This window comes from Streptomyces sp. NPDC049627, assembly GCF_044465645.1.
Classification (GTDB): domain Bacteria; phylum Actinomycetota; class Actinomycetes; order Streptomycetales; family Streptomycetaceae; genus Streptomyces.
Window position 1 is genome coordinate 323,592 of the sequence record NZ_JBITLW010000013.1, and the last position, 10,720, is coordinate 334,311.

The 10,720-nt window shown below is 72.5% G+C and carries 10 protein-coding genes; 7 read left to right on the forward strand and 3 right to left on the reverse strand.

Annotation, left to right across the window (positions count from 1 at the left end):
* Positions 1 to 36 precede the first annotated feature (36 nt).
* Positions 37 to 942: a LysR family transcriptional regulator gene (locus ACIBU0_RS33100; RefSeq protein ID WP_398825892.1), complete on the reverse strand. Its 906-nt coding sequence runs from the start codon at positions 940 to 942 to the stop codon at positions 37 to 39.
* A 146-nt stretch (positions 943 to 1,088) separates the two neighbouring features.
* Here ACIBU0_RS33100 and ACIBU0_RS33105 point away from each other — a divergent pair, with 146 nt between their 5' ends.
* The 3 genes from ACIBU0_RS33105 to ACIBU0_RS33115 all read left to right on the forward strand — a co-directional run bounded on the left by ACIBU0_RS33105 (position 1,089) and on the right by ACIBU0_RS33115 (position 4,048).
* On the forward strand, positions 1,089 to 2,207 hold the full coding sequence (locus ACIBU0_RS33105; RefSeq protein ID WP_398825895.1) for a PrpF domain-containing protein: 1,119 nt from the start codon (positions 1,089 to 1,091) through the stop codon (positions 2,205 to 2,207).
* The gene (dctA, locus tag ACIBU0_RS33110; protein WP_398825898.1) at positions 2,204 to 3,601 is read left to right on the forward strand and encodes a C4-dicarboxylate transporter DctA; all 1,398 of its coding nucleotides are present in this window, start codon (positions 2,204 to 2,206) and stop codon (positions 3,599 to 3,601) included. The genes ACIBU0_RS33105 and dctA overlap by 4 nt, the downstream gene beginning before the upstream one ends.
* A gap of 240 nt (positions 3,602 to 3,841) precedes the next feature.
* Positions 3,842 to 4,048, forward strand: coding sequence for a DUF2180 family protein (locus tag ACIBU0_RS33115; protein ID WP_398825901.1), 207 nt, complete (start codon positions 3,842 to 3,844; stop codon positions 4,046 to 4,048).
* A gap of 115 nt (positions 4,049 to 4,163) precedes the next feature.
* On the opposite strand, the gene ACIBU0_RS33120 is transcribed toward ACIBU0_RS33115, so the two are convergent.
* Positions 4,164 to 5,234, reverse strand: coding sequence for a zinc-dependent alcohol dehydrogenase family protein (locus ACIBU0_RS33120; protein ID WP_398825904.1), 1,071 nt, complete (start codon positions 5,232 to 5,234; stop codon positions 4,164 to 4,166).
* 236 nt (positions 5,235 to 5,470) lie between these two features.
* On the opposite strand from ACIBU0_RS33120, the gene ACIBU0_RS33125 reads away from it, so the two are divergent.
* The gene (locus ACIBU0_RS33125) at positions 5,471 to 5,854 is read left to right on the forward strand and encodes an STAS domain-containing protein (RefSeq protein WP_398825907.1); all 384 of its coding nucleotides are present in this window, start codon (positions 5,471 to 5,473) and stop codon (positions 5,852 to 5,854) included.
* A 177-nt stretch (positions 5,855 to 6,031) separates the two neighbouring features.
* The gene (locus ACIBU0_RS33130; RefSeq protein ID WP_398825909.1) at positions 6,032 to 6,604 is read left to right on the forward strand and encodes a hypothetical protein; all 573 of its coding nucleotides are present in this window, start codon (positions 6,032 to 6,034) and stop codon (positions 6,602 to 6,604) included.
* A 60-nt stretch (positions 6,605 to 6,664) separates the two neighbouring features.
* Here the strand turns inward: ACIBU0_RS33130 and ACIBU0_RS33135 are convergent, their stop codons facing one another.
* Positions 6,665 to 7,519, reverse strand: coding sequence for a LysR family transcriptional regulator (locus tag ACIBU0_RS33135; RefSeq protein WP_398825913.1), 855 nt, complete (start codon positions 7,517 to 7,519; stop codon positions 6,665 to 6,667).
* A 68-nt stretch (positions 7,520 to 7,587) separates the two neighbouring features.
* On the opposite strand from ACIBU0_RS33135, the gene ACIBU0_RS33140 reads away from it, so the two are divergent.
* Both ACIBU0_RS33140 and ACIBU0_RS33145 read left to right on the forward strand, forming a co-directional pair.
* Complete coding sequence (locus ACIBU0_RS33140) at positions 7,588 to 8,493, forward strand: EamA family transporter (protein ID WP_398825916.1); 906 nt, start codon at positions 7,588 to 7,590, stop codon at positions 8,491 to 8,493.
* A gap of 132 nt (positions 8,494 to 8,625) precedes the next feature.
* Complete coding sequence (locus ACIBU0_RS33145) at positions 8,626 to 10,581, forward strand: protein-arginine deiminase domain-containing protein (RefSeq protein ID WP_398825919.1); 1,956 nt, start codon at positions 8,626 to 8,628, stop codon at positions 10,579 to 10,581.
* Positions 10,582 to 10,720: the final 139 nt, after the last annotated feature.

Here is a 10,720-nt window from a genome sequence, read left to right on the forward strand (position 1 = left end):
ACGGGGCTGTTCCGGTGGCGTGGTTCGGTGTCGGTGTCAGCGCGCTCGGGCCGCGGCGGTGTCGCGGAGGAGTCCGGCGAAGGTCTGGGCGGCGGGGGTGAGTGAGTGGTCGGCCATGCGGACCAGGAGGATGCGGCGGATGGGGGCCGGCGGCTGGAGGGGCAGGACGTCGACGCCGGGTCGGATGCCCTCCAGGGCCAGGGTGGGGGCGAGGGCGACGCCGATGCCGGCGGCGACCATGGCCTGGGCCTCCTGGTAGTCGTGGGCCTCGTAGGCGATGTGGGGCTCGAAGCCGACGGCGCGGCAGCCGCGGACGAGGGCTTCGGCCACGGGGTGGTGGTCGGCGCGGGTGATCCAGGGGTCGTGCGCGAAGTCGGCGAGTGAGGCGGCGTCGCGGCCGGCGAGTGGGTGGTCGTCGCTGACGAGAAGGGCCGGCGGGTCATCGAGGAGGGGGGTGACGACGATGTCCTCCCGGTCGATCCGGCTCCAGTCGTAGTCCCACATCAGCGACATCTCGATCTCCCGGTTCTCCAGCATGGTCCAGAGCCCGGCGATGCGGGCGCTGCGGACGGTCAGCCGTACATCGGGATGGGCGTCCCGGAAGGCGATGACGGCCTGCGGGAGGAGCGAGGCGCCGACGGTGGGGAAGGTGCCGATGCGCAGGGTGCCCGCGCGCAGGCCGGCGTAGTCGGCGAGTTCGTTCTCCGCGGCCCGCAGTTCGCGTTCGATCCGTTGCCCTCGTTCGGCCAGCGCCCGTCCTGCGTCGGTGAGGGTGACGCCGCGGGCGTGGCGTTCCAGCAAGGGCTGCCCTGCCTCCGTTTCCAGGCGGCTGATCTGCTGCGATACCGCTGACGGGGTGTAGTTGAGGGCGCGGGCCGTGGCGGTCACCGAGCCGCGCCGGGCGACCTCCGTGAACAGCAGGATGCGCCGGACGTCGAGCATGTCGCCCCCTTGAGCGTTCACTTCAGCTTAATAGCCATGCAGATTTCCGAGATTGTACTTCACGCTGCCGTAACTCACCGTAGAGGACACCACGCACGGCGAGACCGTCGGCGGGCTTCCCCTTCCCTGTCTGTGAGGAGTCGGTTGTGCTGCGTCTGCAGGGCGAGATGATCCGCGGAGGAACCAGCAAGTGCTGGATCTTCGACCACCGCGACGTGGTCGACACGGGCGTGGACGTCGATGCCCTGTTGCTCGCCGCCTTCAACGCCGCCGACCCCCGCCAGATCGACGGCGTGGGCGGCGCCTCCTCCACCACGTCGAAGGCCGCCGTCGTACAGGCGTCGACCCAGGCCGGTGTGGACGTCGAGTACGCCTTCGCACAGGTCGGCATCGGCGACGAGCGCGTGGAGTGGGCCAGCAACTGCGGCAACTGCGCCACCGCCGTGGCCCTGTACGCCGTCCACCACGATCTCGTGCCGATCACGTCGGACACCACCACCGTCCGCATGCTCAACGTCAACACCGGGGCCCGCCTCACCGGTTCGATCCCCACCCCCGCGGGCGTGGCCCCGGAGTCGGGCACGGCCGTGGTGCCGGGTACCTCGGCGCCGGGCGTGCCGGTCCTGCTCGGGTTCCAGGACCCGGCGGGCTCGACGACCGGCCACGCCCTGCCGACCGGCCGGGCCCTGGACGAGCTGACCGGCCCGGGCGGCCCCGTCGAGGCATCCCTGGTGGACGCGGGCGCGCCGGCCGCGCTGTTCGAGGCCAAGGCGTTCGGCCTCGACGGCACCGAATCCCTCGCCGCGTTCGCCACCGCCGTACCCGCGCTGACCCTGCTGCGTCGCCAGGCAGCGCTGGCCATGGGCCTGGCCCACGAGGGCGATCCGGTCAGCCACGCGGTGCCGAAGGTGGGCATCGTCGCCCGGCCCGCCCCCTATCGCACCACGCAGGGCATACTCGTCCACCAGGACGAGTACGACCTGGCCGTCCGCATGGTCTCCATGCACGCCCCGCATCCGGCGATCGGCCTGACTTCCGCCGTGGCACTGGCCACGGCCGCCGCCACCCCCGGCACCCTCGCCCACCGCGTCGCCCGGCAGACCGCCGACGGCACGCTGCGGCTGGGCACCCCCGCCGGCGTGATCACCACCCGAGCCGTTCCCGCACCGGACAGCGCGTCCCCCACGGTGCTGCTGCACCGCGCCGCCCGGCGTATCGCCCGAGCCGAACTCCTCGTTCCCGTCCTGGAAGGTCGCCCCGCATGAGCCGCAACGACGCCGCCCCGGGTACCGTCACCGCACCACCCGGCCGCATCCGCCGGACGCTGTCCCACCTCTACGTCCAGTGCCTGATCGGCGTCCTCCTCGGCGCCGCTGTGGGCGGGCTGTGGCCTTCCTTCGGCGCCGACCTCAAGCCGCTCGGTGACGGCTTCATCGCCCTGGTGAAGATGCTCATCGCGCCGATCATCTTCTGCACGGTCGTCCACGGCATCGCCTCCATGGGCAACGCCCGCGCGGTCGGCCGGGTGAGCCTGAAGGCGCTGGTCTACTTCGAGGTGCTGACCACCGTGGCCATGGTGCTCGGCCTGGTCGTCGTCAACGTCGTCAAGCCGGGCAGCGGTCTGCACGTCGACGTCTCGACCCTGACCACCCAGGGCCTGCCTCCGGAGGCGACCACGGCCCACGAGGGCTTCGCCGAGTTCGTCCTCGCCATCATCCCGGCCACCCTGGTCAGCGCCCTGACCGGCAACGAGATCCTGCCGGTGCTGCTGGTGTCGGTGCTGTTCGGCTTCGGCCTGCACGCCGGCGGGGAGGCCGGGCTGGGCATCGCCCGGGGCATCGAGAAGTTCTCCGCGGTCCTGTTCGCGCTCATCCGCTGGATCATGCGGCTGGCCCCCGTCGGCGCGTTCGGCTCGATGGCCTTCACCATCGGCAACTACGGCCTGGGCACCCTGCGCCATCTCGCCCTGCTGGTCGGCTCGTTCTGGCTGACCGCCCTCTTCTTCGTCCTGGTCGTCCTCGGGACCGTGATGCGCCTGAACGGACTGCGGCTGCTGCCCTTCCTGCGCTACATCAAGGAAGAACTGCTGATCGTCCTGGGCACCTCCTCCACCGAGCCCGTCCTGCCCCGCATGATGGCCAAGCTCCAGCACGCGGGTGCCTCGAAACCGGTCGTCGGCATCACGCTGCCCGCCGGGTACTCCTTCAACCTCGACGGCACCGCCATCTACCTGACCATGGGCTCGGTCTTCCTCGCCCAGGCCCTCGGCATCGACCTCAGCCTCACCCAGCAACTGACCATGCTCGCCGTCATGCTGCTCACCTCCAAGGGTGCCGCGGGCGTCACCGGCTCCGGCTTCATCGCCCTGGCCGCCACGCTCAGCGCCATCCCGCACGTCCCCGTCGCCGCCCTCGCGCTGATCTTCGGCATCGACCGGTTCATGTCCGAAGCCCGCGCCCTGACCAGCCTGGTCGGCAACGGCGTCGCCACCCTGGCCGTCGCCCGGTGGGAGGGCGAACTGGACGAGGCCCGCGCCAAGGCCGTCCTGCGCGGCGAGATCCCCTACGCCCCCGCCCCCGCGCCCTCCGCGGTGCCGGCCGAGCCCGACCCGAAGGAGACACCCGCACCGGCTCACGACCCCGTCCCCGCCGCACGCTGACGTCCCATGGTGGGTCGGCCCGGAGCAGACACTCCGGGCCGGCCCACCACGTCTCGCTCCGGGGGCGAAGACGCCGTCGCCGGGGGTGTGCGGGGCCACGTTTGCGAAGCTGCTGTGGGGGGACTCCGAGGGGCGTCAGAGAACCAGAGCCGGGGCATCACAGTGGGCACCAAAGGTCCCTGGTCCACAGCAAGCCCGTCAGGCCGTCGCGCTCAGCACCCGCGGCTGAGAGGTCTGGACATGAAGTGCTATGAATGCGTCCAGTCGGGGCGCTCCTCCGAGGCAGTAGCCGTCTGTCGACTGTGCGGTGCCGCCATCTGCGCCGAGCACGTGCGCACAGAGAAGATCCAAATACGCGAGACAGCCAACCCCGGCAAGGTGATACACGACCAGCCGGCCCGACAGCTGACGTGCCCGGTGTGCCGTACGGCGGAGGAGTCGCGCTGACTCGCAGCCCACACCACCGAAGCTGCCCAAGGGGACGCTTCCATGACCTGCGGAGGGTGCCCGCTCGGCCGGCCCTTGAGGGGACCTGCTCCGTCATAGCCGGTCAGCCCCCTCGTCATGCCTCCCGGACGGCCACCGTGTCGTGCCGCTCTCCGCCCAGGACGACCTTGACGGCGCCGGTCTCGGCGGCCTTGCCGAAGACGTCGTACGCCTCCTCCATGAGGTCGAGCGGGAAGGTGTGGGTGACCAGCTGCGCGGTGGGCAGCCGGCCTGCGGCCGTCATGCGCAGCAGGGTGGGGGTGGAGTGGGTGTCGACGAGGCCGGTGGTGATGGTCACGTTCTTGATCCACAGGTCTTCGAGGTGCAGGGTCGCGGGCCTGCCGTGCACGCCGACGTTGGCGACGTGCCCGCCGGGCCGGACCATGCGCGTGCACATCTCGAAGCTCTCGGGCACGCCGACGGCCTCGATGACGACGTCTGCGCCGAGCCCGTCGGTGAGGTCGGCGATCAGCTGCTCGGGGTCCTCGCGGGCGTCGGCCACGGCGTCGGCGCCGAGCTGCCGGGCCGTCTCCAGCCGGGCTGCGGCCAGGTCCACGGCGACGATCCGCTCGGGCGCGAACAGCCGGGCCGTGGCGATCGCGGCCAGCCCGACGGGACCCGCGCCGACGACGGCCACGGTGTCGCCGGGCCGTACCTGCCCGTTCAGCACGCCCACCTCGTACGCGGTCGGGAAGATGTCGGCGAGCAGCACGGCGTCCTGGCCGTCCAGCGTGCCGGGCAGCGCGTGGACGGACAGGTCGGCGTGCGGCACGCGCACGAACTCGGCCTGCGTGCCGTCGATCAGATGGCCGAGGATCCACCCTCCGCCTCCCCTGCACTGGCCGTACATGGCCTTGCGGCAGTACGCGCAGCGGCCGCAGGCGGTGATGCAGGAGACCAGGACCCGGTCCCCGGGCCGTACGGTGCGCACGTCGGCGCCGGTCTCCACGACCTCGCCGACCGCCTCGTGCCCGAGCACCGTACCGGGGCGCACCTCGGGCACATCGCCCTTCAGGATGTGCAGGTCGGTGCCGCAGATGGTGACCGTGTCGACGCGCACGATCACGTCGGTGGGGTCCTTGAGACCGGGGTCGGGGACGTCCTCCCAGGAGGAGCGTCCGGGACCGTGGAAGACGAAGCCCTTCATGACGATCCTTCTCCCGTCGGTTGCCAGGGGGCTGGACCGGGGCCGCAGCTGTGCCCGTATCGGCCCGCACATTCCAGCTTGTCGCGCGCCCGGGCGAGCAGGCTTGGGCCGGTCGGCCCCGATCACCCCGGCCGCAAGGAGGGTGTGCGCCACAGGGTCCGGTCGGCCCCGCGGAATCGGGCGGGCTGGGCCGACCGGCCCTACCGCTCCCCCGCCGCGAGGGCTTCGCTGTACCCATGTACGAAAACCACGCCGGGTCCGCGCCGCCCCTCCCGGCGCGCATCGTCGCCGGTACGACCGTCGCGCAGTTGCGCGGCGAGGTCGATCTCCATGCGGCGTCGACCCTGGCGGCACGGCTGGACGAACTGACGGCCGGTACGTGCCCCGATCTGGTGCTCGACCTGCGTGACGTGTCCTTCATCGACTGCAGCGGGCTCGGCGTCCTGTGCCGAGCCCGCAGTCGCGTCCTGGCCCGGCAGGGCCGGCTGCGGCTGATCATCCGCGACGCGCGCATCCTGCGTCTGCTGCGCCTCGCCGGTCTGGCGGGCGTGTTCGAGATCCACACCGGCTGGCCCGCGTCCCTGGATGCCGAGGCCATGACCGTCACGGCCGCCGGCTGACCCAGCAGGCGATACGGGCCGGGCGCCCCGTCCCGAGCAGGGCTGAACGGCCCGGCTTCGGCCCCGCCTTGGTCCCGGTCGGTCCCCCGGCGCCGTCTGATCGGCCCATGCCGGAGCCGGGCGCCGGCTGCCACCGTCGGGACAGCGGACACACGGAGACGGAGGAGGTGCGGACCGATGAGCGACGGCACCTGCACGAAGAAGCGGTTCTGGCGGTGGCGTGGCAATCCGTTGCGGCGACGCGCCGACATCGTCGAGGCATGGGTCGTGCTCGCCGTGTGGACGGTCGTGCTCGTGGCCGGCACCCTCGCCGGCCTGGTGACGGCTCACGCCGCCGACGAGCAGTTCGAGCGGCAGCGCGCCGAACGGCACTCCGTGCGCGCCGTGTTGCTCGTGGACGTGCCGGACACCGCCGCGTCGACGACCCGGCGCGGGCTGGGGAAGGTCCGCTGGACGACGGCCGACGGCACGACGCACACGGACACGACGCTGGTGGCCACCGGGCAGAAGGCCGGCGCGAAGGTCACCGTCTGGCTGGACGGCCGGGGCGGGCTCGCCTCCGAGCCGCCGAGCCGCGCGGAGGCGGCCGTCGAGGCAGGCGTCCTGGGCACGGCCGCCGCGCTCGCGGCCGTCGGCGGGGTGCTCGGCACGGGTGCCCTGGTCCGGTGGCGGCTCGAACGGCGGCGTATCGCCGAGTGGGGCCGGGAGTGGGAGCTGGTGGGTCCCCGCTGGAGCCAGAAGACCGGGTGACGGGGCGAGAGGGTGCTCCCGGTCGGCCCCTCGGGGCACGGACACGGAGGGCGCACATGGTCAGTCGCCCCGGTACAACGCGCTGAGCAGCTCGATCGCCGCCTGCGCGGCGGGGTGCGGGTCGTCGCGCCACCAGGCCAGCCGTACGGCGATGGGTTCGGCGTCCCGGACCGGCCGGTAGGCGACGCCGGGGCGCGGGTACTGGTGGGCGGTGGCCTCGGCGGTCACGCCGACACAGCGGCCGGTCGAGATCACGGTGAGCCAGTCGTCGACGTCGTGCGTCTCCTCGGTCGCCGGGCGCGCGCCGGGCGGCCACAGGTCGGTGGTCGTGGTGCCGGTGCGGCGGTCGACGAGCAGGGTCCGGCCGCTGAGGTCGGCCAGCCGGACCGCGCGGCGGCGGGCCAGCGGGTCGTCGGCGGCGACGGCGCACAGCCGCCGCTCCAGCCCGACGATGGCCGAGTCGAACCGCCGGTCGTCCACCGGTCGGCGTACGACGGACAGGTCGCAGGCGCCCTCCGCCAGACCCGCGGTGGCGGAGTTGACGCGCACGAGCTGCAACTCGGTCCCGGGGCGGGCGGCGACCCAGCGGCGCTGGAAGTCCGCGGTGTGCCGGCCGAGCGCCGCCCAGGCGTAGCCCATCCGCAGCCGGTCGTGCCCGGAGCCGGCCTCCCGGACCAGGTCGTCCACCTCACCGAGCACGCGCCGAGCGTGCGCCAGGACGCGCAGGCCGGTCCCCGTCGGGGTCACCTCGCGGGAGGTCCGCCGCAACAGCCGTACCCCCAGGGCGCGTTCGAGCGAGGCCAGTGAGCGGGAGACGGCCGCCTGGGAGACGCCGAGGGCGATGGCGGCGTCGGTGAACGTGCCCTCGTCGACGATCGCGACGAGGCAGCGCAACTGCCTCAGCTCCACATCCATGCGTCAAGCGTATGGATGATGGTGCGAGCGCATTTTGGGCAAAGATCGAACAGCCTGACGATCGGCGCATGCGAACCCGACCCGCACCCGCGTCGGCCCCGGCCCCGACGCCCGCAGCCCCGCTCGAGAACGCTGACCCGGCCGGTGACCGTCTCGCCGGTGTGACCACCATGATCGGCAGTGGTCTGTCCAACCAGACCGGCGCCGCGCTCGGCTCCCTCGCCTTCCCGGTCCTCGGTCCCGTCGGCGTCGTCGCCGTACGCCAGTACGTCGCCGCCCTCGTCCTGATGGCCGTCGGCAGGCCGAGGCTGCGGACGTTCACGTGGCGGCAGTGGTGGCCGGTCACCCTGCTGTCCGTGGTGTTCGGCACCATGAACCTCTCGCTGTACTCCGCGATCGACCGCATCGGCCTGGGTCTGGCGGTGACCCTGGAATTCCTCGGCCCGCTCACCATCGCCCTGGCGACGTCCCGCCGCCGCATCGACGTCTGCGGTGCGGTGATCGCCGCGGCCGGCGTCGTCACCCTGATGCGTCCGCGGCCCTCGACCGACTACGCCGGGATGGCTCTGGGCCTGCTGGCCGCCGTCTGCTGGGCGTCGTACATCCTGCTCAACCGCACCGTCGGCCGGCGCATCCCCGGAGCGCAGGGCGCGGCGGCCGCGTCCTGTCTGTCCGCCCTGCTGTTCCTGCCGATCGGCGCGGTCGTCGCCCTCCGGCATCCGCCGACGGCAGGCGCCCTCGCCTTCGCGGTCGCCGCCGGTGTCCTCTCCTCTGCCGTGCCGTACCTCGCGGACCTGTTCACCCTGCGACACGTCCCGGCACGGGCCTTCGGACTGTTCATGAGCGTCAACCCGGTGCTCGCGGCGATGGTCGGCCTGATCGGTCTGGGCCAGGACCTGGGCATGCCGGAATGGGCCGGCATCGGCGCCATCGTGGCGGCCAACACGCTGAGCATGCTGACGTCGCGAGAGTGATGACGAGTAATTCTCCCTGTCTTCCCGGGAGTTGGCTCAGCCCCAGGGACGAACTCCCGCCCCCACAGTGAACGCCCAGCGCACGTTCCTCCTCTTGCACGGCGAAACACCCCCCACCGAAAGGGATACGCCGTGCGCAGACGTACGCGTATACGCACCACTCCTGCGGGCCAGGTGATCCTCGCCCTCACGGCGGCGGGCTCCGTGCTCGCCACCCCACTTCCTCCCGCCTTTGCGGCCCCGTCGCCCGTGACCGCGGACCTCCGCGCGGACGTCGACCGCGACGGCCGTGTCGACGTCACGGGCGACACCGACACCGCGGGCGAGGACGGTTGGTCCGCCGGCCGTGGAGCGGTCTATCTGCCCAACATCGACGACGACACCAAGCGCTGCCCGGTCAAGGGCCCGGACGGCCGGCCACTGCCGGATGCCGGGCTGGCCGCCTGCAACGACGCCTCCGACAAGAAGGTCAACGGGCAGGGCGACGCCGCCGATCTCGCCCGCATACGGTCCGTACCGATGCCGGACCTGGTGTCCGGCGCGCGGGGCGGCGTGCGGGTGACGGCGGGGGCCGAGTACACCCGGGTCTTCCTCAAGCGCTCCGGCGCCTGGGTCCTCGTCACTCCCGACACCCGGCTGTCCGCGGCCGAATTGCGCTCCGGCGCCGAGTTCGGCGTCGAGGCCACCGACGTCATCCGGGACACCGCGAAGTGGGACGGCCGGGCGGTGATCCGGCTGACCGTGACCTCCGGCGGCCGGACCACGTCCGACGCGGTCACCCTGCGCGTCGCCCCGCTCCTGACCCACCACCACCTGCAGAACACCCAGCAGGTCATGGTCACCAAGCTGCCCGGCAACGACCCCGCCGACCGGCCCTACCGGCAGTTCGTCACGAACCTGGGCAACGAGGTGCAGCGCGCGGGGATCACCAAGCCGCTCGTGACCTTCGACAAGTACGGCGACATCTGGGCGCAGGACTTCGTCGAGCCGGCCTACGTCAGCATGACCGGCCCGGGCGGGCACCGTCAGGTGATGCGCGTGATGCTGCGGTCGGCGCAGCCCGACCGCGAGGCGGGCCGGGAGCTGTTCGAGAAGGTGCGCGGCCGCGACATCGGGGTGGTGCAGGTCTCCGGCGTGCGCGACTCGGAGGAGCGGACGCTCAACTCCATGGGGAACCTGGAGACCATCCCGCCCTACACGCACGGCGGGCGCTCCTTCCCGGCCGGCCGCATCATCACGGGCCATCGCAAGGACACGGGTTCCAGGCCGGCGCAGGCGATGCGCACCCTGCTGAAGTCCCAGGGCCTGCAGGACCCGCTCCTGCTGGACACCTCATGGCTGGGCGTCGGTCATGTCGACGAGTTCGTGCAGTTCCTGCCCGCCGACACGCCGCGCGGCTGGCGGATCGGGGTCGCCGACCCTGAGGCCGGACTGAAGCTGCTGCGCGACGCACAGCGTGACGGCCACGGCCGCACCAAGATGTTCTCGGTTCCGGACCTGGGCAACCAGCCTGCGCCCAGGGAGACCGTCGAACAGGCCCTCGCCTCCCGGCACTTCGTGGCCGACAACACCATGGCGGCTCAGCGCATCAAGGCCAATCTCGACATCCTCAAGCGCGAGACCGGCGTCACCGACGACGAGATCGTGCACGTGCCGGCCCTGTACACCCGGGAGGCCGAGATGTCCGCGGGCAACGGACGGGACGTGTCCGTGCCGCGTCTGACGCGCATGGGCGCAGACCCGTCGCTGGTCGGCTCACTCGGCAAGCACGGCCAGCAGAAGTGGCTCGACGGGAACGACCGCGGCGGCTCCGGCGCCCGGGCCGCCGTCCAGACCAGCGCCTACGTCCCCGGGGCCGTCAACGGCATCCTGCTCGCCCGCGACCGCTACCTCGCCCCGCGCCAGTGGGGTCCCGTCATCGGCGGCAAGGACATCTTCACGCAGGCCGTCACCGCGGCGTACGCACGAGCGGGTCTGAAGGTGTCGTACATCGACGACTGGTACACCTACCACCTCGGCATGGGCGAGGTGCACTGCGGCACCAACACTCTGCGGGACGCGTCCGCGGCGTGGTGGAAGTCGAGCTGACGGCTCCGTGGTGCGCGCCCCGCGCCCCGGCGCGGGCCACCGCAGCGCCCCCCCCCCGGGGTGTCCCCGGCCCCGCGGGTGCCAGGCCCCCACACGCGGTCGGGGGACACGTGCCGGGGGGCGCCCCGGGTGACCCCCC